Raw genomic sequence first — 24,150 nt, forward strand, 5'->3', positions numbered from 1 at the left:
AACTCCTTTAATAAGTTGTATCAGTATTGAATCTATTTTTATATCGGAAAGGAAGACGGAAAATGAAGATATATATAAAAATCCTTGTAGCATTTGTTTTATTGCTTTCTATTAATACACCAAGTATAAATACTTCATCTAAAACAGTAGAAGCAGCTTATGACTATTCAAATTTAAGCTGTACAAACGAACAAGGCCGGGATATTGTTTTTGTTATTCAGGATACTCCTGATATCCAAAGTCATGATCCCGATCAAAGTCGAGTGACCGAAGTATTATCTTTGATGGACGATGCTTCAAGTAAAGATCGATTTGGCTTTGTCGGATTTAATAAGGAAGTTACAAAGGAATTGGCATTGACAAATAATATTGTTCAAGCTAAAAGCAAATTGAATGAATTCGGAAAAAATATTAGCCCTTATATGGCAAATGATTTAAGTAAAGGGTTAGAAAAAGCTGTGGATGAGCTGACGAAAAAAAGTACTAGTAATGATAAAGTAATCGTCATAATGACAGTCGGTAACTCAATCTACAATGAAGTGTCGAAAAAGCTTGCTGCAAAAGCGTATGAAGAAGATATAACAATACATACGATCAGTTTCGGAGATCCATTGTATGCTGATGCGCCATTTTTAACTGAAATCGCTAAATTGACAGGCGGGAACTATACACATTCACCAAACGCGGCTTTTTTGAAGGATGTTTTGTCAAAACTAAGCATACCTGTTCAAAATTTTTCAGGGCGTGAAGTTTATAGCGACTGGACGTTAACACAAGATGTAGTGGAACCGAATGGGCTATTGATTCATGACAATGTAAAAGTGGATTTAAATGGATACGATTTAACAGTCAATGGCCAATTAGTCATGCAATCCTGTTCGGAAATGCGAGCTGTCAATAGTGTGATTACGGCAAAAGACCTTCATCAACAATCTCGAGCAACAATTCACTTAAACAACAGCCAACTAAATGTGAAAAATGAACTTGTACAAGACGGCAATGTTTTAGTGAATGGGAATTACGGCAGTGCATCCATTCCCGAAATTAAGGTGAATATGTACAATCAGAAAATTCACGGATTTTTACGTTTAGCAGGACAGTTGATGGAAGTAGAGAAAGATTTTCTGCAAGAAGGTAATATCAATTTTGAAAAAGGGCGAGTGACTGTTCAACAGGATGCGGTTCAAAAAGGCTATTTGAATGTACAGGAAGGCAAGTTACAGGTTAATGGTAATTTAACAATTAATGGCGGACCGTTAATGGACGTTGCTTTTACGGAAAATAAGTCACTGAATGTTGGCGGAGGAGTTGTACAGGTAGGTTTTGATGATGGAATCGGCAGTACGGGAAATGTGAAGCAGTTAAGTGGACAGCTTTATGTTAATCATGGGACAGTTGAAATTTTTGGAGACTATACAATTTCTGACGGCTGGCTGACTATGATTAAAGGTTCAATGGATACAACATCAGCTGGTTATGGTCCGGGTGATGGGGATTACGTACGTGTACATGGTAATTTCACAATGGCGAGCTTGCGAAATCATATGGAACGTCAGTACAGCTATATTGGGCAACCGATGAATGACCAATCCCATTTGACGGATGGGGTATTGGAAGTGGCCGGTGATTTTAGGCAAATGGGGAATACAGAATCCCATAGTACCTATAGTGACCGCTATCAAAAATATGAAAAAAACTACAGTAAATTCAATTTTAATGCGTCCGGAAGACATAAAGTTTTACTGACAGGTAAGGGAAATATTAGCTTTGCAAGTTCTGGGGCTTCATTTAATATTTTGGAAGTGAGCGGAAAATACAGCGATTATACAGTAAGTGGTCCAGTTAAATGGAAGTATGATCATCTAATCGAGCGCTCTGTTTCGGCAAATGCCGATCTAGCTTCCTTATCAATTAATGATATTCCTGTTGTCGGCTTTGATCCGAAAGTGAAAAATTACTTCAATCATATTGTACAACCGGGAAGCTTTACGAGCGGTGTATCTACATTAAAAGTCGAGGCGCGTGCAGATGATTATTTAAATGCCAAAGTAGAAGTACTGAATAATATAATTAGTACAGACGGGACGGCTAAAGTACAAGTGCTCGTTACTGCGCATGATGGGACAACTCAGAATGTCTATACAATAAATGTAAAAGTTGGTTCAGGCTCTAATGGACAAGTGACCTCTGTTACGTTGGATCGTGAAGAATTATTGTTCACAGAGGAAGGTACGGACTTTAAACCAAATCGTGCAACACTTACACATACCGTTTATCCGAACAATGCGGTTAATCAGAAGGTTTTATGGACCAGCTCGAATCATTCGGTCGTAACAGTAAGCCCGAGTGGTATTGTAACGCCCGTTGGAATCGGACAGGCATCAATTACCGTTACAACGGAAGACGGTAATTTTTCAGATAGTGTAACAGTGAAAGTATTGAAACAAGTGGATTTGCTGGAAGGTATTAAAACACTTGCTGATTTAGTAAGTGATAATGACCGCTATAATCGGATTATGAACGGTTTATATGATATGAACAAAATCGGTATTGTTGTACCAGGAACTTACATTCAATCTATCAATTTCAGTGCCTTAGGAAACCTGGCAGTAGGGACAGTAAAAACGAACTTAGCTGCACCAAAGGTAGATAAAGTAGAGGTAAGTATTAATGGTATTCCACTTTTAGCTAATACAGTGACAGCTTATGAAGAATTTACTTTCTTAAGAGCGACAATGTCTGTTAGAGATTATATTGAGGTAATTGCATATGACGCAACAGGAAATGAACTGGAACGTGTATCAAGCAGTTATCCTGTAAACTTTACGGCAGGAACACCGGTTGTACCAGGTTTCTACTCAATCCAGCGTTTATTAGCCGATCCAGCAACATTTTCGCTGATTTTAGATTACTATTCTCCTGAACAACTCCGATTTGCAGCACAATAACATAATAATAAGGGAGGGGAAAGGTGCATTATTTGTACCAACGAAAGATGAAATCAAAAATAATAAAAGTTTTAGTCGTGTTCAGCCTATTATTGTTCTGGCTGCCAAGTACAGCTAGTCAAGCAAAAGAAAAACCGATTCTTGGGGTATCCACAGTTTATGAGAAATCAATAAAAACAGTTGATCTCGCTGTATATGTTCAGAGTGATGAAAAAATTGCAGGAGGTTCGTTTGATATAACATACGACTCATCCCTGTTAACGGTATATGATTCATCTGTAGCTGTGGGGGATGCTTTGTCTGGCTTTATGATGAATTCAAAAAATGGAGCAACTGGCGGGAAAGTATCAGTAGCATTTGCCAATGATACCGGTTTAATGGTTAATGGTACTGTATTAGCTTTTAAAGGTAGGATTTCAAAAGCGGGTTCAACAATCAATCTCGATTTTGATAATGTGCAGTTTTACGGAGAAGATGGTAAGAAAATTGAAGTAACGATAGTCGATGGTGCAATTAAACCGTTTGGAGGAAAAGAAACAATACATGGCGAAAAAGTGAATAGTTCAAAACCATGGACAATTGAACTAAGTACTGCATATAATCGTGCTTCTTTAAATGAACATACAGTAAGTGTGAAAAATAGTTCTGGTAAACTAGTGGATATTGTCATAATGAAAGTGAGCAATACCAAGTTTACAGTAAAACCAAAAGGCAATTATGCAAGAGGTACGTATACATTGGAAATAACTGAACAGCTATTATCAGCAAGCGGAGAAAAATTAAAAGAACCCGTTCAATATAGTTTTACGGTGCAGTAAGGAGGACATAGAAATTGACAAAACAGCTAATCATTCGTGCAATGACTTTTATAGGGATGCTTTTTATATTATTTTCTAGTGTCCCTGCACATGCAGCCCTTTCTTCTACGTTGGAAATTGGAGAGGTGCGTACGTTAGAGAATCAAGTTGTACTACCTGTAACACTTCATAAAACAAGCTACTTAACATCTTTACAGACGAAGATCAGCATCCCGGCAAAAGATGGTTCGGTTACGATAAAAAGTTTCGAACCAAACGGAAGTTTTGCTGGAAATGCATTTAATACGATTGGCAAAATTAAAAATAATGAATTGACGATTGATATTTTATCAACATCCGGCACAGCTCAGCGCTTAAATGCGACAAATGAGGTTATCGGTTATATAACAGTTGCCCTATCAAGCAGATTTACAGAAGGCAGTGAAGAAGTCGTTACAATTAATTCCTTAAATGCAAAAGGGAGCCAAAATAAAGAAATTACACTCGAGAAGCTGGACGGAAAAATTGAACATCAAATTCCTTTTGGGGATGTGCTTGGACAAAATCAGCCGACAGCTGCCGGTGCGATGAGAATTCTGCAACATATTAAGGGTGATAGCATTACAGAACAAGCAGCCTTTTTAGCGGCTGATGTTGATGGTGATGGTATTTTAACTCAAATTGATGCACAGCAAATATTGGATTTTACAACAGGCAAGAGTACTAGTTTTTTAGCGGTGAAAGCAAAAGAACTGGATTCGGCAGTATTGAACAGTGAATACACGGCGAAATTTGAAGGAATCCATGGTAGAGGACCTTATAAATACACACGCGTTTTAGGCTCATTGCCAACTGGATTAAAATTGGATGATAACACGGGTAACTTAACAGGAAAACCGACAATTGCAAAATCGTACACATTTACTATTCGTGTAACGGATGCACTGGACCGGACATCGGATCGCCAATTTACGATGGATGTTATTGACTCCAATATTAAATCAGTAGCGTCGGTTCCACCTGTAAATGTCAAACTTCATGAGAAACCTGCATTACCAACCGAAGTTACAGTAACATACAGTGATAAAACGATCGGAAAAGAAAAAGTCGTGTGGGACCAAGTAGACACATCAAAACTGGGGACGTTTATTGTCAAAGGTACAGTGGGGGATAGCGGTTTTAAAACAAGTGTAGAAATACATGTCGTAAATCAGGATTATATTCATAATATTGATGTTAACTATACGCAATTTATGAATATCCATACAATAGTATTGAATGTCGCACCAAGTGTGTACAGTATAACTATTAATGACTTGCCTGTGAATAATTACGATGGCAACAATCAGTTTAGTTATGTAACAACTAGCTTTACAAAGGGTTCAAAAATCATTATTCGTCTATATGACCGATATGGTAACTTACTGGAGACGAAACAGCAGTCTCTCTAGTGTGGCGTAAAATACTAAGGCCATAACATAAAATAAAACGGTATAACTAACCTCTAGCTATAAGACGAGATGCTTATAGCTAGACTTTTTTGTTTAGGATGACTTTCGGAGATAAATATACTGAAGCAAGTAAAGAAGGAAGAAGGAAGTTCTAAAGTGGAAATTATATTTCCTGCTTTGGGGCTAAAATCTCAGAAAAGTTTCCCTGTAGTATATCCCAAAAAATAATGAGGGGTGTAATGTAAAATTTATACATTGATGGTATAATTATTTTGGGGAAATAAATATAAACTGATGGAACGCCGTATGCAGTGAAAGTTGCATGTACGGTGTAGGCTCTAAACGAAAGCTATTTTTTAAATAGTATAAGTGGAGAATAGCCAAGAAGAAAGTGAAGTAACAGGGACTTTTACATTAGCAGATAACTATATTGAAATTGGTGGCAAAGCGTATAATGTGGCACCTGAATTGTTAGGTCTTTTTAATGTTGACAATAAGCAAGTATTAACAAATGCTGAAGTCACTGTTACTATTCAAAATAACGTAATTAAAGAAATAAAGAAATTAACGCTTAATGAAGCGGGACTACTTAATGCTGAAGGTGCTGCAATTACAGAATTAATTGTTAATACAGATCAGGTCAGCGTGGAAAATCTAATCATTAATGGAGACGTGACGTTAACTGAAAATGTAACGGATACATTTAACGTAAAAAACGTAAAAATGGAAAATTTCATAACGCAAGAAAGGGCAGAGACAGTTGCAAATATACGTGAAGTTGCAGCGGTGAGTACGCGTTTAAAGATTACATTTACAGACTCGACAGTGGCTTATGTAGAAATTCGTCAAGATAATGTGCACTTTGCAGTAGGAGGTTCTACTCTAGTTGAGACGTTGAGTGTTAGAGCTGAAGGGGTATTACTTGAGTCACCAACAGCTATTTTGCCGAATTTAAAAATAGACAAAGGTGTGACAAAGGTTGAACTAAATGCCTCGATTGCCAATGTTGTTATTGAAACAGAAAATCCTGTTGAAATTAGCGGAAAAGGTAATTTTGAAAGTGTCGTTGTAAACACGAAGGAAGAGGTAAAAATTGCAACAGAGGGCACGATTGGTAAACTTCAATCAAATGCTCAAAATAGTAATATTGAGTTAGGTAGATTAGTTAAGGTCGGTGAAACGGTAGCAAATGGTGAAAAAGTAGATCCAGGAACGATTATTAAAAACATTGATGAAGTGAAAGACAATATCAATGTTGATGTCAAGGAGGAAGACAAAGATTCATATTTTGTTGTGAAACCGATGCCAGTTAAAGAAAAGTTCGGTTTAGTTACTCTATCTTTAACAAATGCTAATAATGCCACAATTAAATATGAATATGTTGAAAAAGATCAGGAATTATTAAAAGAAGGTCAAAGTGTTCCTGCTAATACAAAAATCTATACAGAAGGTCAAGAAATTAATTGGTGGTTTTTAAAAGATTTACATGTATATAAAGTGGATGCCAATAACAAAGTTGTTGAATCATTCCGACTTTCAAAGAGTCAATTCCAAATTCCTCTTACAGAAACAACAATGACTGATGATATAGTAACGATTAAAAGTGTTTTTAGTGAAGATCTAGCACTTGAATTTTTATATATTGCAGATGAAGCATCATTTTGGATGACAGAAGAAAAAGCTAAACTATCAAAAGATGAAAATGGTATTCCTACAGTGACGGTAAAGGTTGGAAATAACTTTAAGTTCAAAGAAGGGAAAACTTATGCAGTACATTTTAATGTCGAAAGCTTCGATGTTAAATCAAGTTTGTTAGCGAGAGATACAATTGGAATTTATAATGGTTATGAAGCTGTGAACCTGAATATATTGAAAAGGTATAAAGAGGAGCTACAACCTGTCGATAAAAATGAAGGTTTTACAGCTTGGGATTATTATCATAGGCTGGAAAATTTAATTCGGGAAATTAAACAAGATTATACTGAAGGTCCAGGTTTCCAGGAATCTTATTATAAATTTGTTTTAGATGAAATTTTAAATGAGTTAACAGTATTTGACTCAGTAGAAGAAGTGAAAACAGTTATAACGAATGTTGAAAAAAGCCTGGCGTCAGATATTCAGAAATATAATGATGCAACTACAGCCTTAAACAATCTATATCGTGATGACCGTCATGATTATAATTATGAGGATCAGTTGCGTCCTGATGTGACAATTGAAGAAATTAACGCCGTCAAGGTGAAAATAGAGGCATTACCCGAACAAGCAGATAAAGAAAGGGTTATGCTAGATTTAAATTCAGTAATGTATCAGTTTAGACAAGGACAATTAACAGCTTTGTCAACGACAATTGATAAGGAAATGCAAACCATTCTAGAAAATTTCGCAAATGGTTTAACTGAAACAATGTATACAGAAAATGAGATCAATAGAGCGTTATGGGAACTTTCTCAATCAGAAGCAGTTACAGCTTTAAATAACGCACACGATATTACTATTTCTATTTGGTATCGTGATAATCAGGTTTTATATAATTTCAAAAAGGGCGAAGATTTGTGGAGCCGTAATGCTAATTTCCCGTTAAATAATATTACGGTCACTACCTCTCATCCTGAAGATATTACAACATCCAGACAAGCGCTAAGTGTAGAATTTTTACCAATAACAACACATATTGGAGCCTCTTATGGGGAAATGTTTAATGAAGCAAAGGATTCTCTGGAATATTGGGTTAGTGAAAATGGAGAGCCATTTAGTTCTACAATTGAATGGTGAAGCAGTGCCAGCAACCGATCCGTAAATAATGAATGGTATTCATACTAAAAAATGCACCTCATAAAGTTGAGGTGTATTTTTAGATTGCTCTCTATCCAATTTTAATTGATAATAATTTTTTTTATAGCGGGTTGCGCTAACTTAGTACCCTTACTAGACTGTAATTCTGTATCAATAACTAACCAATATTCGCCTGGAGCTAAAGGACTATTAGGCGTAACAGTAAGGTTTGCTGAATCTGTAATTTCGATGGATACAGGATGTTGCTGTAGATGACCATTATATATCTTAATATATTTATTTAGCGAAATTTCGGGATTTACAGGTAAAGAAAGAGATATTGACCACGATTTCATAGAATTTGATGTAATGAAGGTTTCCCAGTTTTTACCTCTTAAAGATTTTAATAAGTAATCAGACATAATAAATCCATTGCCATATTCTTTATCGTAACCTGGAATACCTAAATCTGTTGCTAAAGTTTTTAACTGCTTCAGGGAATAATGAAGCAGGTTCGTATGAAGTATAGCTAATTGGCCGGTGAAATAAGCACTGGAAAAAGATGTACCGTTCACGATTTTAGTAGAACCAAGCATAGTATAATCCTGAACTAGTAATTTTTCTCCTGGTGAAACAAAATCAAGAATATCATTCGTTGTAGAAAATGAAGAACGTACATGATTTTGGTTAATAGAACCAATAGCCAAAACATTATCGTAGGCTGCTGGATAATAATATTCTTCGATTCCGCTATTTCCGACAGAACTTATAACAGTTATCCCTGAATCAACGGCTTTTTGTAGTGCCCGTCGTTCTAAATCATGTGGCGATTTTGCACCAAAACTTAAATTGATTATGTCTACATCAAGTTCAATAGCATAGTCAATGGCCTTTATTATAGTTGAAACATCTAATAGGCCTTTGGAATTGGCTGATTTAAGCGGAATTATTTCAATTGGGTAAGGTCCGGATATATCGTAAATAATACTTGCCAGGGCCGTGCCGTGCCCATTGTCATCGATCGGTGGCTTGGTTTCATTTATAAAATTTTTTCCGGGACTAATATTTTTTTTCCTTAAGAGTTCTTCGCTGATTCCTGTATCAATAATTGCTACTTTCGTTGCATTTATTGGTTCATAAGACCATGTAAAATTGAAATCGTAATTATTGATATACCACTTTCGGTTGTATATCACATTTGGAGGTGTCTCAGAAATAATTCGCGTACTATCTTCGTAATAAAGCTTGTTATCATCCTTAATAGTGCGGCTGGAATCATTGATAGCAATAATAGATATGTCGACATTTTCCAAATATTCTATAGAGGCATTTGCAATTTGGTCTACTTTACCTTTACTTAAAAATACTTGAGCTGCACACTCTGGGGCATAAATTAATAAGCTGGTTATGAATAGAAATGAAAGAACAAACAATTTATACATATAAATCACCTTTCAAATTTGACTGAAATAGGAGGTATATTCGTAAAATTATTGGAGAAGGATTGACTCTTATGATATATATATATTCAATCACTATTTTTCCATAATATTAACGCCAAGTACATTTAGACTTTCGTGACTACTTTTAATAAATTTATTAAAGCAATTATGGTATTAGGATTGAAATTGAAATATAAAATCCCGTAAAAACCATCCGTGTTCATTAATTGAACACGGATGGTTTTTACAATTATTCTCCAAACATAAATGTCAGATGTGTCCTATTTGGTAATTTTTCTCCGGTATTACTTTGTAATCCCCCATCAATAACTAATGTATAAGGAACACCATCCACATAATTTTGGTTCGGTTTAATCATTATTTTTTCTTTACGGATAGTAATATCAACATCAATTTCATCACCGAACATATCAACTACAGTAATTTTGGATTGATTCCCTGGTGTATTTGCTACTTCTTGTGATAGTGTCACCGTCCACGATTTAAGGGGTTCCGTAATTTTTTTCAAAGGAGCCCAGCTTAATTTTGGATCAATGAAAAGATTATTCATTTTTTCATATTGCTGCTGAATGTATTTTATTTGATTTAGTACATCGGCAGACAGATAGTTTTGTAAATCAACGCTTGCAATGTCTATAAGATTACTCAACTCATCCGCCTGCTTTTTAAATTGCTTACTTGGTAAAACAATTGTGTTTACTAAATTGGCAATTTTTTTGATTTCTGAATCGGCTTCTATTGCTGTGACATTTTCGGTATAGACTACATTTTGGTTGTTATATGCTTTGACAACGCCATTTTCCAGTTTAATAGAAGTCACACTGCCACCGCTATATAGCCTAGTAGTAGCTTTTGATTGTAAATCTACTTTACTTAAGCCTAAACGATTATCAATATCTACAAAATAAATAGCATGATCGGTAGCTAAAATATCCATAGCGCGAACATTCGCAACTTGTTTAATGATTAACTGCTCATTTTCCAAGTTTAAAGAATTTATAACATAGTTATTCGTATAATCTACAAAGAAAAATTGGTTATTCTTATACTCTGGTAAGAGCATGTATTGAATACCATTAAATTTAAAGGGAATAGATTCGATTGATCTGAAAACCTCAAAATTTTTAGCTGTTGCTCTTGGTAAATTAGGACGGGAATCCATTGTGCGTTCGGCTAGAAGTGTGTCGTCTGATAACAAGAAATATTGATAGGATATAAAATTCTCCAGTCCAGGAATAGGAGTTGAGAATGTTGGATCATTCCAAGTTGGGTCGATATGATACCATTGCCCGTTTACTTTTACTAAATTCCATGCATGGTCTTCCCCGGCATAACCAGTAACATAATGTGTTTCCAGACCCGCTGCTTTAAACATATGATAGGCGGCCATTGCATAGGCCTGGCAAACCCCTTTACCTTCTTTAAACAGTGCATAAGCAGCATGTGGAGTTGTAGAAGAAGAATATGAATAAGTAGTGTTTTTTACAATATATTCATTAATGGCTATTACCTTTTCCAAATCTGTCATATTTGGGCGAAGGATTTGTGCATTGATTCTTGCAACTTCTGCATCAACAAATTTTTGTTGTGCTTGTGTGATAAAATAGCTTGTTGTAAATTTCAAGTTGGCCTCATTACTCGTATAGGAAGCATTGTAGCCGACTGCTGAACCAATTCCAAGTAAATAGTCATTTTCATTTTGTGCTTCTTTTATTAATTGGAGAAGCTTTTTATTGGCGATTAAATCCGAAGTGTTTCCAACATACCGAACTTCAAAAACCGCTTCTAGATTTTCCATTTTATTAATGATATAGTCAACTAACTCTGTTTCACTTGTAATTGTAGGTACTGCTTCAACTGCTCCGGCTGAATGAGTTACTCTCGGTGTATGAGCAAGCGGGCTTGATGAGATAACTTCAGAAGTGACGAACTGTTCACTTTCTGGTTGGTAGTCATTATCGTTGATAGGTGCTGCATAAATTTCAGAAGAAATTACTACAGAAGCTGCACCAGCAAGAAATAGCGCTGTATACTTTTGATGTTTCATAGAAACCTCTCTTTCTTTAATTTATAGATTTGATAGCTCTTTGTTTACTGAAAATTGTAACATTAACGCCGATTTCACCATAGGTTAATAGCTGATATTTTCCATTCGATAAGTCACATTTGCCTCGTATGTATGAACAGGGGAGATAGTTAATTGACTATTACCTGAAAAATTAATATCTACAGGGATAAACTTATTATTGCTCTCTATAACTGCTCCATCGATTTTATCGAATGTTACGATATCTGAAAAAGTGACTGTCCAAGACTTCTTTAATGGTATATCTTGCTTTGATGGGAATGTAATCCATTCATTTGAATCGAATTATCCTACTATACTTTTTTGACTTTTTACACCATATTCATTGAGTGTTTGTTCGGCGTATGTACTTTGTGCTCCCAAAAATGAAAAAGCGAAAATAATGCTAAATAGTATTGTAATTTTTGATTTCGTTTTGACCTCCTATTTTTAAAATAGTGAAGCTTATTATACCACTTTTAACATAAAGTGGATATGATTCATCTGGAGATATTGCCAAGGTTCAATTTTACCTCCGTTCTACGGTTATCGATGAATAGAAGAAAGTATGACGGGGACACGATTCTTAGTATTATTAACAGTAGATAGAATAAAAAAACCAATGGATATAGGATTAACTCTAATATCCATTGGTCTTGGCAGTGGATTATATAAATATTATTAAAGCTTTGTAAAGGTTGATATTTATAGATGACTACATCCTTTAACCTTTCACCAACGGACAACTCTCATCAGCCGCCCACTCGTTCAACGACCCATCATAAACCGCCACATTTTCCTGCCCTAACTTGTTCAACAGCAACGCGTTCCAAGTTGCAGCGATTCCACCACCGCAATAAGTAATCACTTTTTTATTAGGATCGAGCGCACCTAATTTTTCAAAGGTAGCGCATAATGTTGCATCATCGAATAGTAAACGCGTTTCAGGATCTGAATGGGACCCGAAAAAAGCATGCTTACTTCCTGGGATATGGCCAGGGCGCGTGTATGTTGTTGTTTCACCGCGGAAGTCTGCCTCTGATAAACTATTGATTAATACAATATTTTCATCCCCTAAAGCTGACTTTACCTCTTCTTTAGTAACAATCAAATGCTCGCGGCGTTCTCCTGGAAACGGCGCAGGTTCATAGTTGGCGATTCCTAATTCAGTTGGACGACCATCAAGCTTCCACTTACGGAATCCGCCGTCGAGTACAGCTACATTATCAAAACCTTCATATTTTAATTGCCAGCGTAAACGCGCTGACCAGTCGGATGCTAATATATCGACATTTACAAGTGGACCGCGATCATAGATAACTACATATGTTTCATCTGTAATTCCTAAAGGTTCCACCGCTTTTAGAAATTGCTCTCTAGTTGCAATTGTAAATGGTGCCTTTCCTTCAGGGTTCGTAAAGTCTTTCAGTAAATCAGCGTAAGCAGCTCCCGGAATATGCTCTTCCTTGTAAGCTTCGTAACCAGACCATAGCTCTGGGAACCCTTCTCCTTCAGGAATTTTTAAGAAAGTTGATGCGTCGATTAAGCGTAAGTTTGGATCTTCTAGACGTGCTTCCAACCAGTCGCCATCTACTACATATGGAATATTTCTCATAATTATCAAGCTCCTTTTAAATTATTCTTACTGAATTACTCTGTATAAAATTTACTTTAGCACAAATTATTAGTGAAGTTCTATTTGTTGCTTTTGTAAGATAGTACAAATTTAACTGATTTGAGATGAGCCAGCTATAAAAGCAGGACTATACTTATGGAATGTAGAAATTTCAAGGGATAAGTAGAATTAAATATACACTAAGGAGATACCATTAATGAGAAATAAGACCCTAATTAATATAATAGGAGAATTGTCTCTACTAGATATTTCTGAAATTTAATAAAATTTAAACATTGTATAAATATAATTTTAATATTCAAATGATGTAATGAAATATGTAAGTGTCCTTATTATGAGACGTTTTTAAAAGTAAGGCAGTTTTCATCTGATCTCCCAAAGCAAATCCTTTAATTAAATAAAGAAGGGTTTGCTTTTTTTGAGATATAAAAAATTTTAAGGAGCTAAACAAATGAAAAATTATGGACTCAATTTCATTTCCAAAATTGCTTTATCATTTTTTCTAGTACTATCCATGATTTTGCCTCATTTTGCAATTGTAAAAGCAGAGGCTACAGGGGCTATCGGAATTGATGAAGCGATCAGTCAGTTTGATCCGGCTTCAGTTAAGCCTAATGTAACAGTAGAAGGTTATATAGTGGGGTTTGCGAAAAGTGAGACTTCCTATGTAATAGAAGCTGAAACGGATACGAATATCGCCATCGCGGACACTCCGGGTGAAAACGATGTAAAGAAAATGCTCTACATTCAATTGCCAAATTCACCTGCTTCAATTAGAACAGAATTTGGTTTAAAAACGAATCCTAGCAATCTCGGCAAGAAAGTAGTTATAACAGGTTCATTGGAAAAATACTTTGGTAACCATGCTGGATTAAAATCACCTACATTCATTCAGTTTGTTGGTAATGATACACCTGGACCAGAAGAGCCGACACAAGTAGCATCTGTCAAAGCTTCATCAGCAACCGGCGAAGTTTATGCAGGAACAAAAGTAACACTATCATCGGCTACTCCAAATGCAACGATTTATTACTCAACAGATGGTTCTGAACCGACGACAGAAAGTACAGTTTATAATGCATCATCAGGGATTGTTATCAATGAAGCAACGACGATTAAAGCATTTGCAACAGCAACAGATCTGGAAGATAGCGAAGTTGCAACATTTGACTACACGATTAAAACAGCACCAACAGCCATCTCAATTGAAGAGGCACGCAATAAGGCAATCGGCAATGAAGTAATTGTTTCAGGAATTGTAACAGCAAAACTGGAAACAGCGACAGCACATATCCAGGATGAAACGGGTGCAGCAATTGCAATTTACCCAGCGGATAGTCTTACAGCAAAAGTTGGAGACCTTGTTACAGTTCAAGGGACAATTGATGAATACAGCGGGCTTAAACAGTTAAAGAATATCTCTCTTGTTGGTACGCCAGCAGCGGCGACTTTACCAGATCCGCAAGTTATTACGAGTGAAGGAATTGCAGAAGACAACGAGTCACGATTAGTTACATTGAAAGATGTTGCAATTACCGGTTCTGGTCAAAACTTCACAGGAACAGACACAACTGGATCATTTGCGATTTATGATAAAACAAGAGACTCAGGTTTAGTGAATGGAAAAACGTACGGGGAAATTACAGGAATTGTTGGCCAGTTTACAAACCATCAGCTTCTGCCAATCCGTATTATTGAAGATACGACAAAAGTGCAGGATGTCCAAGCTTCTCATACGGGTGGCGTAACAGCCGGCACAGATGTAACACTTTCTACAATTACTGAAGGTGCATCGATTTATTACACAGTGGATGGCTCGACACCAACAACAGCAAGTACAGAGTATACAGGTGCAATTACTGTCAATAACCCGATGACAATTAAAGCTATTGCCGTCAAAGCCGGTTTAACAAACAGCGCAGTTGCGACATTCGTATACGAGATTATTGATACGGACAATGCGACAATCAGCGAAATTCAAGGGGCAAACCATACTTCTCCATATGCAGGATTACAAGTAAACGATGTAGACGGAATCGTAACGTTTGTAATTGACGCTTCAAATTTCATTATGCAAGAAAATACATCGTTCGATGGTGTGAAATCAACTGCGATAAAAGTGAACAAATCATCGCATGGTGTTTCGGTAGGAGATGCAGTGAAAGTAACCGGTAATGTAACGGAAGCCGGGGGAAATACGCGTTTAAAAGATACGCAAATTGCTGCTACTGAGATTGAAAAAACAGGAATGGCAGCTGTTCCTGAAACACTTGTTATCGGGGAAGATTTATTCCCTCCAAACAGAATCATCGATAATGATAGTTTTGCCATTTATGACCCGAACGAAGATGGAATTGATTTCTGGGAGTCAATCGAGTACATGCTTGTCTCATTCCCTGAAGCAAGGGTAGTAGGACCGATGTATAACAATGATTCACCAATCGTTGTTCCTAATACAACAAACAATACGTTTAATGTCAATGGCGGTCTAAATATTGCTGCCGATGATTACAACCCGGAAAAGATTATGCTTGAAGGTGTATCAGGGAAAAACTATGAATCAGGCGATCACTTTAATGATGCGCTGATCGGTTTTGTGGAAAACTTCTCTGACGGTTACCGCCTGAATACGAATAAAGTATTCCCGGAAGTAACAAAGGCGAACATTCAGCAGGAAGTAACACATCTTGAACCGGTAGCGGACAAGCTGAACTTGGCATCTTACAATATTGAAAACTTTTCGAATAACAAGGATAATACATCCGATGAAAAAGCAGCAAAAATTGCTTCTACATTTGTAAACAATATGAAGTCACCGGATATTATTACATTAGTGGAAGTACAGGATAATGACGGACAAACAGATTCAGGAAATGCCGATGCATCAGAAAGTTACTTGCGATTAATTAACGCAATTAAAGTAGCGGGTGGTCCCCAGTATGACTGGATTGATGTTATGCCGATCAATAATACTAGCGGTGGTGCACCAGGCGGAAATATCCGTGTAGGGTACTTGTATAACCCTGAACGTGTATCACTTGTTGATGGGATAAATGGAACAGGAAAACAGGCGAATGCATGGACAGAAAAGGGCAGCCTTGCATTGAATCCAGGTTTTGTGAATCCTTCAAAATTTGAAGATACACGTAAACCGATTGCGGCAGAATTTGAATTCCAGGAAGAACGTGTTGTTGTTATTGGTGCACATTTAAATTCTAAAGGGGGGGATGATTCGTTATGGAGCCCGACACAGCCACCGGTTTTAGGATCTGAACCTGAGCGTATTGAGCTTGCACAGGTAATCAATGACTTTATCGATGAAGGTCTTGCAAAAGATCCGGACGTTAACATTGTTGTAGCGGGAGATATGAATGACTTTGAATTTACACCGGCTCTTGAAACATTAAAAGGTGGCGTTTTGACGAATATGGTGGACAAGGCACCTGTGGAAGACCGTTTCAGCTATTACTTCCAAGGTAACAACCAAGTGCTGGATCATATTTTAGTATCGAATAATCTTGCAGAAGTAACGGAGATTGATATGATTCATATTAATGCGAACTTTACGGAAGCGCAGGGTCGTGCATCTGACCATGATCCGGTATTAGTTCAAATTGATTTGAAATCTGGTAAAGATGAAACACCCGAGCCAATCATACCGGAAAATGTGTACAATTATAACAACTATAAAACAGGCAAGTTAATTATGAACCGCCCAAGTATTTCACTTACACTGGGTGAGAATACAGATATTAAAAACGGTATTGCAGTATTTAGTGAATATGCGGAATTCCACGGAGTTGGATTCGCAGATAAAACGGTAACAATCAGCCCTAAAAAAGGTAATGCGATTATCGATTTTAAAGGAACGAAAATCGGTAAAATCATTATTGAAGGTAATCATGTAAAAGAAATACGCAATTTGCCATCCGATGCGGATATTACGTATAAAAAAGGAGCATCACCAGAGACGATTGAGTTTAATTAATTGATAACGAACAGCATCGCCAAATCGGTAAAATGACTTGGTGATGCTTTTTTACTGATTAAATACATAAATCCCTAACAATATTGTCATAAATATGGTACACAAGCTGAAATAGTGTTAGTCATGCTATGTTATAATACTAGCAATTATATTAAATCAAATATACGTACCTATATTTGGACTAGGAGATTGTAATGTTTTCGTTACGAAATATCGTTAAATTAAAATATTTATTTATTTCAGTCATTGCACTTGCCTTCGTACTTTCTACACTAGTCGGTGTGTACAGTACCTACAAAGGCAATATGAAATTAATGCAGGAACAAACACTGGAAAATAACCGGGTATACGCGCTGAAATTAGCGGAAACAGTCGATAAATTTATTGCTAGTACAACTAACACATTGCGTTATAGTGCAGTAGAGATTGCAAATAACTTAAATAATATAAATAAATTGCAAGAAGAAGTGAATCGTCTTTATTTACATGGAGATACATTTAGTTCTGTTCTCATTGTTGATGCGGAAGAAAATGTTTTGGTGAATGCACCTCAAACTCTCGGCGAAGCTGGAAAAAATATTCCTTTCTTAAAAGAACTGAAAAACTATGACAAATATAAGCCTTTCATTTCAGATCCATTTATTTCGCCAACCGGACGTAAATTGATTGTCATTTCCATGCCGATTTTTGATGAGCATGGAGCATTTAAAGGGGTTTTAAGTGGGAATATCTACTTATATGAATCCAATATTTTTGAGTCGATTCTCGGCCGGCACCCTTATGAAAATGGCTCTTATGTTTACGTAGTCGATACGCGAGGGAAAATTATTTATCATCCGAATAAAGCGAGGTTAGGGGCAGATGCTTCGGATAATGAAGTCGTCGCCCGTTTATTAAATGAAAAACATGGTGCATTAACATTTGTTAATACACTTGATCAGCCGATGCTGTCGGGATTCAGCCAGAGCGAACGGACACGGTGGGGAATTATCGTGCAAACACCATATGATGCAGCGCTTAGTATGGTGGGGCAACAGGTGGTAAGTGTGTTAAAAATCGGTTTACCATTCATTATATTGTCAACGATTGTCGTCTTTTTGTTGGCCAGTCAGATTGTTCGTCCTCTTGAAAGAATAGCGGAAATATCGGAAAACAGTGTGAAAGAGCAAGAGATGAAAAAGCTGAAAGAAATACGGACATGGTATTACGAAGTGTATAAAATACAAGAAGCACTCATCCACAGTTTTTCGTTTTTACATGGAAAAGTGAATACACTGGAAGAAGAAACGTCAATTGACTCACTGACAAATCTATTGAATCGCGCTACTCTCGAAAAGAGAATACAATTGCTTACTGAACAACGAAAAGACTATACGCTCGTCATGCTGGATGTGGATTGGTTTAAAACAATTAATGATACACATGGACATATCGTAGGGGATAAAGTACTGCAAGCATTAGCAAGTAAATTAAAAGAATCTTTAAAAGAAAATGAATTAGCTTGCCGTTACGGAGGAGAAGAGTTTATTCTTGTTTTTACAGAAACAACGGTAGAAGAAGCATATGAACGTGTTGAATTATTACGGGGAAATGTTCAACAAATTATCAGTCCTGCAGGAAAACCGCTTACATTCTCAGCGGGTATTGCAAACTATCCACTACACGGCGTCCAGATGAAGAACATCATCGAAAAAGCGGATGAAGCTTTATATAAAGCAAAAGAAAACGGACGGAACCGTGTGGAAGTAACGAATGTATAATTTAAAAATCCAGTCTCTCTTTATAATAAGAGGGACTGGATTATTAGTTTAATAGAAATTGATCGTAAAATAAGGGGCCTTTTTGCTGCTGTACTCCAGGCCTACGATTGCGTTGTTATAGGCAGGCTGCAGTAGGTTGTCTCGATGCCCTTTACTATTCATGAATCCTTCGTGTGCATAAATCACATTGTAGTGACCATACGAAATATTTTCGCCCCATGTTCTCAGCTCGGACTCACTCATACCTCCGCTGATCATACGGTCATATGGTATTTTACCTGAAAGACTTGTATGAGAGAAATAGTTGTTATCGATCATATCTTTACTATGCTTTCGTGCAATCGATGCCCATTGCGGTGAATGTGTTAGTGGATGAACTTCTTCAGCGGCACGTGCCTGGTTCATCAGCTCGACCATCAGCTGTTCGGAATGTTTTTGCGTATCCGATATATCGCCGTAATAGCCATCTTTCTTCACTTCATAGTCTTTATGGACATAAAGGATTGAACGAATAACATTCTTTTTATGAATATCATAGAAAAACGTTACGTAATAGTCATTTATTAAATAGAAATTATATTCATTGGAAGCTTGCGTATTGTAAACGATATTTCCGCGTTGTACATTTGCATTTTTCGTACCGTACTTCGCTTTTACATCGCTTGCATTATTTTTGCCGATTTGCAGGTCCTTTGCACCGAAGAAGCTTTTTCCTTGTTTTGTCATGTAGCGTGCAACAATCTTATTGTTATCGATACCTTCTAATTCAAAGTCCAAATTTTTTCCTGTTTGCTTCCACGCAAAGTCATATTCGCTATTGTACGTTGCTGTAGCAGTTTCAGGTTTTTCGGCAGTAGGAGGCGCGGGTTCGCTGATTACTTCACCTGTCGTTTTATAACTCAGTGCCCGATATAAAAATGTTGCCATTTGTGCACTTGTGACATTATTATTCGGTAAAAACTGATTTTTTTCATTGCCGGTCGTAATACTGTGGCTCGCCAAAATATTTACATAGTCATAGTACCAGCTGGATTTTGAGACGTCTTTAAAGCTGACCTTCGTACCGCCGTTCAGTTTCAGGCTTTCTACTAAAATTTTAGATAGCTGCGAGCGTTTTACTGGCTGATCCGGATTGAAATTGCCGTATTCGTCCCCGTCAAAAATACCTGATTCATATGCCCAAATAATTTCCTGTGCAAAAGGAGTCGAATTCGTCACATCTTTGAACTTTCCGTTGTAAGAACGTACTTTTGGAATGGCCAGGGCCGAATCGCTTGAAAGAATCGTTTGGAGAATTTTCGATGCTTCTGCCCGTGAAACAGGTTTGCTGAAATTAAATTGATTGCCGGACTTGTAATCATACACATTTAAATTATTTAAATATTGGATGGCTTCTGTATGGGAATTCCGGCTGTTCTCTACATCATAAAAAGTCTTTTTCGCAAAGACGTCATCACTCGCTACAAATAATGCGGAAGCGAACAAAGTAGTAACTATGAAACTTTTTGTTATTCCTTTTTTCATTCGTTTCGACTCCTTTTCTATTTTCCGTCACTTTTATTTTTATGTCTTTACCCGTACAGAAAGACAGTAAAACACAGTGTTCTGTATACATATTAAAACGGTGGGAAAGAAGAGCATGTCCCACCGTTTATTGTTTGTTTTATTTAATTAAATACCAAAGAGCGTCTTTCCATGTTGCATCAACATACGTCCATTCAAACGTACGTAATGGATACGGTCTGAAGGTAGGGGCGAACAGGTTTTTTTCGTCGCCGTCAATGAAAATTTGCTGTGGTGCGATTGGTGCTGTGAATACCGCTGTGTCTTCTAAATCCTTATCCTTCGCTGTATCCTCATTTTTGGAATCTTCGAGTTCAACAGTTCGGATGCGTGGTTCAGTAACTACAGCTTCCTCTTCAATGACTTCCTCATCAACAGTGTCCTCAACTGGCTCGCCATACATGAATTCATCTTGCTCAATTTCCGCTTTATGCTTGAATAGGAGGTCAACCGGTTCTAATCTAGTTTTCCCATCTTCTCCGACTGCATAAATGAGGTTTTCTGTATTGTCTTGTTCATATTTCACAAGCCAATTCTCATCTACCTGGAAACTGTCATTTGCTTCAAATGTTGTAATTGTTGCATCGGCAAGAGTACCAAGCGGTGTTTCCGTTAATAAGTCAGTTGGTTCAATGCTAACTTCATAGACTGTATCATCCGGCTTTACTTTATCGTTCTTTTTCATTTCATTAAATGCTATGGAATCACGAGCTGGGATTTGCTGCTTCTCCAGTACATCTCCGTCAATGATCAGCTCGTCTTCTTTATCTTCATTCAATATAACAGAAGCCTTTTGACCGATTTCGATTTCCTTCCAGTCTTCATGTTTCACATATGCAACAAACTTCTTCTCAAGCGATTGAATTTGAAAAATAATCGAATCGCCTTCAAGCACAATCTCTTTAACAATCCCGTCAACTGGTGTAGTTAAGGAATTATTGTTACTTAACTGGGAAATCATACTGTCCAAAATAGTAATCTGGCGCTCTGTTTCCGCAATCGAACGCTCAATAATCGCAATACCTTCTGCTGTTGGCGTATTTTGTTCAATGCCAAGCTCCAGTGTTAAATTAATATTCCAGATATCGTTGTCACCAAGTGTTGTTGAATCAGTTGCAGTACTCGGTGAGGAATTGTTGCTTTCATTTTGTAAATCCGAAACGATTCTTTCCAATTCTGATAGCTCGTTTTCATACGCATCGCGATCTGTCTCAAGGCGTGTAATTTCACGTTCAGCCTCTTCCGGTTTATAGATGGCGAGCTCTGTTAATAGGCTGACACTTTGCCCTTGTGTAACGAGAACTTCGCTAATCGATTGTACAGGCGCTGCGATGAAGTGCTCCTGCTTCGCTGCAACAACGGCATCGGTTTCCAAAACTTTTTCATGATAATCGGCTACTGCAAACTGTACATTGTTAATATAGTAGTTTTTCATAATAATATCGTTGTCTTTTAGTAATAAATAACCGTTCACCAAAACAAACAACAAGGCAACTGCACTAAAAATCTTCACTTTTCTCGTCATACGCATTACAGACCAAGCCACCCTTCAATCCAAGTTAAAACAGGAAGAATGCTATATAGCGCAACAAGCGATGCCAATACAATTTGAATAAGTATTAACTTAAACAGCAACGCTTTCGGTCGATCTGTCCAATTCGATAAAAATATGTATTGAATCCATACCGCAATTATCGATGCAACTGTTAATTGATTCAGGAAGAACAATAAGTAGTCATGATAATATACGTATGCCATCATAGGTGCCAGTGAAAACATTGTGAACTGTGTAGAATATCCTGCTATCGCAAAGATTATCACCGTCAGCATTTTTTCAAGGACAACGAAGAAGATGACGTAAAGCTGTATTTTTCGAATCCAGCCATAATCAATATTTGTCAATAAATGAATCAAATATGTAATGACATAATAATGAATGATAAAAAATAGTATACCTGCTAGAATCGCACCGATTAAAGACATCAGTCTGGCGAAACTATACAAATCTCCTTCACCATTTACAAGTAGTGCGGTTAAATCGGTTGTATTCATCCCCCAGAAGTTACGAATGATAAATAACAGTAATGTAAAACCAAATATAGCCAGCAAAACTCTCCGATACCCTATAAATCTTTGATCTTCGCTACGTTCAATGTTATGTATGAGTTGCGATGGGTGTGAAAGATGATGCCAAAACTTGTACTCGAACATAATTTCACCTCAATAATTTTATTAACATATGCCTAATACCCTAACTTGAAGAAAATAACACATATATTAACAGTGTAATATAAATATAATTTCATTATAAGCCTTATTGCAAAGTAAGTGTAAAAAGTATGTAAATTATAAGGAATAATCTATGTGTAACAAGAGAGAAGTGCTACTTTTAAGTAAGGCAGAAAGTTAATATAGAAAGTTGCACTTCTAAAATAGGGTTAAGGGGTTAGCTGTAGATGAATTCAACAAAACAAAATCGAATCAGATTACTTATCGAAATATTTTTGGTTTCAACACGTTTAGGGCTGACTTCCTTTGGGGGACCGACTGCCCATCTAGGTTATTTCTATGAAGAATATGTAAGAAGAAGAAAGTGGGTGGATGAAAAAAGCTATGCAGATTTAGTAGCACTTTGCCAGTTTTTACCCGGCCCTTCAAGCAGCCAAGTCGGAATCGGTATTGGCATTTTGCGTGCTGGTATCATAGGGGGAATCACATCTTTTATAGGATTTACTTTTCCTTCAGTAGTGGCGCTTATCGCATTGGCATTAGTTATGACAGGTTTGGATGTCGGAAATGCCGGATGGATTCATGGGTTGAAGATTGTGGCAGTGGCGATTGTCGCACATGCCATTATCGGGATGGCTAAAAGTCTGACGCCTGATTTAAAAAGAAAAGCGATTGCCATCCTAGCAATGCTTGTGACACTTCTTTGGCAAACAGCTTTTAGTCAAGTTGGGGTAATTTTGATCGCTGCATTTATAGGATATCTTTTGTTGAAACAGGAGGATGACGGTGGAGTGGTGAAATCGTATTTCCCGGTTTCTAAACAGGTTGGAGGGATTTGCCTTCTTTTGTTTTTCAGCTTACTGGTAGCTTTGCCTCTGTTGAAAGAGGCGACAGGTTTATATTGGGTAGCGATGTTTGATAGCTTTTACCGAACCGGTTCTTTCGTTTTTGGTGGGGGACATGTTGTGCTGCCGTTACTGGAAAACGAATTTGTACCTACAGGCTGGATAAATGAAGAAGCGTTTTTAGCAGGATACGGTGTCACGCAGGCTGTACCGGGTCCACTTTTTACATTTGCGGCTTATTTAGGGACAGTCATGAATGGCTGGCAAGGTGGGGTAGTAGCGACGGTTGCAATATTTTTACCTGCATTTCTTTTAGTGATTGGTGCACTGCCGTTTTGGGATCAATTACGGAACCACCCGAAAATTACAGGTGCCGTCATGGGTGTGAATGCTGCTGTTATCGGTATTTTAATTGCCGCATTATATTCTCCAATTTGGATGAGTTCGATTTTGGAAGTGAAAGATTTCGCATTAGTCGTGATTTTATTTAGCATGCTTGCTTATTGGAAACTGCGACCTTGGATTGTCGTTGTTATCGGTGCTTTAATCGGATTAGTGTTGTTATAGGAAAAGGGAAGCTGTCTCTACTGTTAGGGATAGCTTTTTTCATGGTTAGGATCTACTATCTCT

General features: G+C 37.0%; 13 protein-coding genes. 7 read left to right on the forward strand and 6 right to left on the reverse strand.

Translation table 11 applies throughout. The annotated features are described in order from the left end of the window. Positions 1–62 precede the first annotated feature (62 nt). The 4 genes from MHB58_RS03390 (at position 63) to MHB58_RS03405 (ending at position 7,971) form a co-directional block, all read left to right on the forward strand. The gene (locus MHB58_RS03390; RefSeq protein ID WP_340734685.1) at positions 63–2,948 is read left to right on the forward strand and encodes an Ig-like domain-containing protein; all 2,886 of its coding nucleotides are present in this window, start codon (positions 63–65) and stop codon (positions 2,946–2,948) included. Between the two features lie 23 nt (positions 2,949–2,971). Beyond that, complete coding sequence (locus MHB58_RS03395; RefSeq protein WP_014824700.1) at positions 2,972–3,766, forward strand: cohesin domain-containing protein; 795 nt, start codon at positions 2,972–2,974, stop codon at positions 3,764–3,766. A gap of 14 nt (positions 3,767–3,780) precedes the next feature. Next, positions 3,781–5,196, forward strand: coding sequence for an Ig-like domain-containing protein (locus MHB58_RS03400; protein WP_340734686.1), 1,416 nt, complete (start codon positions 3,781–3,783; stop codon positions 5,194–5,196). A 369-nt stretch (positions 5,197–5,565) separates the two neighbouring features. Further along, positions 5,566–7,971: a hypothetical protein gene (locus MHB58_RS03405; RefSeq protein ID WP_041865791.1), complete on the forward strand. Its 2,406-nt coding sequence runs from the start codon at positions 5,566–5,568 to the stop codon at positions 7,969–7,971. Positions 7,972–8,072: 101 nt separating this feature from the next. Here the strand turns inward: MHB58_RS03405 and MHB58_RS03410 are convergent, their stop codons facing one another. The 3 genes from MHB58_RS03410 to MHB58_RS03420 all read right to left on the reverse strand — a co-directional run bounded on the left by MHB58_RS03410 (position 8,073) and on the right by MHB58_RS03420 (position 13,114). Then, positions 8,073–9,413 carry a S8 family peptidase gene (locus MHB58_RS03410; protein ID WP_340734687.1) on the reverse strand — a complete coding sequence of 447 codons (1,341 nt, stop codon included), beginning with the start codon at positions 9,411–9,413 and terminating at the stop codon, positions 8,073–8,075. Between the two features lie 250 nt (positions 9,414–9,663). Beyond that, positions 9,664–11,481 carry a transglutaminase domain-containing protein gene (locus MHB58_RS03415; RefSeq protein WP_340734688.1) on the reverse strand — a complete coding sequence of 606 codons (1,818 nt, stop codon included), beginning with the start codon at positions 11,479–11,481 and terminating at the stop codon, positions 9,664–9,666. Between the two features lie 742 nt (positions 11,482–12,223). Next, positions 12,224–13,114, reverse strand: coding sequence for a sulfurtransferase (locus MHB58_RS03420; RefSeq protein ID WP_014824696.1), 891 nt, complete (start codon positions 13,112–13,114; stop codon positions 12,224–12,226). A 472-nt stretch (positions 13,115–13,586) separates the two neighbouring features. Here MHB58_RS03420 and MHB58_RS03425 point away from each other — a divergent pair, with 472 nt between their 5' ends. Together MHB58_RS03425 and MHB58_RS03430 are read left to right on the forward strand one after the other, a co-directional pair. Continuing rightward, a complete protein-coding gene (locus MHB58_RS03425) occupies positions 13,587–17,123 on the forward strand; it encodes a chitobiase/beta-hexosaminidase C-terminal domain-containing protein (RefSeq protein ID WP_340734689.1) in 3,537 nt (1,178 codons plus the stop codon). 194 nt (positions 17,124–17,317) lie between these two features. Continuing rightward, on the forward strand, positions 17,318–18,883 hold the full coding sequence (locus tag MHB58_RS03430; RefSeq protein WP_014824694.1) for a sensor domain-containing diguanylate cyclase: 1,566 nt from the start codon (positions 17,318–17,320) through the stop codon (positions 18,881–18,883). Positions 18,884–18,931: 48 nt separating this feature from the next. Here the strand turns inward: MHB58_RS03430 and MHB58_RS03435 are convergent, their stop codons facing one another. The 3 genes from MHB58_RS03435 to MHB58_RS03445 form a co-directional block, all read right to left on the reverse strand. Beyond that, entirely contained in the window at positions 18,932–20,407 is a 1,476-nt protein-coding gene (locus MHB58_RS03435; protein ID WP_340734690.1) for an S-layer homology domain-containing protein, read from the reverse strand. Between the two features lie 139 nt (positions 20,408–20,546). Further along, positions 20,547–21,977 (reverse strand): HlyD family secretion protein, encoded by a 1,431-nt coding sequence (locus tag MHB58_RS03440; RefSeq protein WP_340734691.1) that lies wholly within the window; start codon positions 21,975–21,977, stop codon positions 20,547–20,549. Further along, a complete protein-coding gene (locus MHB58_RS03445; RefSeq protein ID WP_340734692.1) occupies positions 21,977–22,657 on the reverse strand; it encodes an amino acid transporter in 681 nt (226 codons plus the stop codon). The genes MHB58_RS03440 and MHB58_RS03445 overlap by 1 nt, the downstream gene beginning before the upstream one ends. 245 nt (positions 22,658–22,902) lie before the next feature. Between MHB58_RS03445 and MHB58_RS03450 the strand changes: the two genes are divergently transcribed. Further along, positions 22,903–24,087 carry a chromate transporter gene (locus MHB58_RS03450; RefSeq protein ID WP_340734693.1) on the forward strand — a complete coding sequence of 395 codons (1,185 nt, stop codon included), beginning with the start codon at positions 22,903–22,905 and terminating at the stop codon, positions 24,085–24,087. Positions 24,088–24,150: the final 63 nt, after the last annotated feature.

The sequence above is a fragment of the Solibacillus sp. FSL K6-1554 genome (genome assembly GCF_038005185.1).
GTDB classification, from domain to species: domain Bacteria; phylum Bacillota; class Bacilli; order Bacillales_A; family Planococcaceae; genus Solibacillus; species Solibacillus silvestris.

Bases quoted from the DNA above. Each gene is read 5' to 3' on its own strand.
- MHB58_RS03390 (WP_340734685.1), top strand. From the start codon at position 63: ATGAAGATATATATAAAAATCCTTGTAGCATTTGTTTTATTGCTTTCT.
- MHB58_RS03410 (WP_340734687.1), bottom strand. From the start codon at position 9,413: ATGTATAAATTGTTTGTTCTTTCATTTCTATTCATAACCAGCTTATTA.
- MHB58_RS03415 (WP_340734688.1), bottom strand. From the start codon at position 11,481: ATGAAACATCAAAAGTATACAGCGCTATTTCTTGCTGGTGCAGCTTCT.
- MHB58_RS03420 (WP_014824696.1), bottom strand. From the start codon at position 13,114: ATGAGAAATATTCCATATGTAGTAGATGGCGACTGGTTGGAAGCACGT.
- MHB58_RS03425 (WP_340734689.1), top strand. From the start codon at position 13,587: ATGAAAAATTATGGACTCAATTTCATTTCCAAAATTGCTTTATCATTT.
- MHB58_RS03430 (WP_014824694.1), top strand. From the start codon at position 17,318: ATGTTTTCGTTACGAAATATCGTTAAATTAAAATATTTATTTATTTCA.
- MHB58_RS03435 (WP_340734690.1), bottom strand. From the start codon at position 20,407: ATGAAAAAAGGAATAACAAAAAGTTTCATAGTTACTACTTTGTTCGCT.
- MHB58_RS03440 (WP_340734691.1), bottom strand. From the start codon at position 21,977: ATGCGTATGACGAGAAAAGTGAAGATTTTTAGTGCAGTTGCCTTGTTG.
- MHB58_RS03445 (WP_340734692.1), bottom strand. From the start codon at position 22,657: ATGTTCGAGTACAAGTTTTGGCATCATCTTTCACACCCATCGCAACTC.
- MHB58_RS03450 (WP_340734693.1), top strand. From the start codon at position 22,903: ATGAATTCAACAAAACAAAATCGAATCAGATTACTTATCGAAATATTT.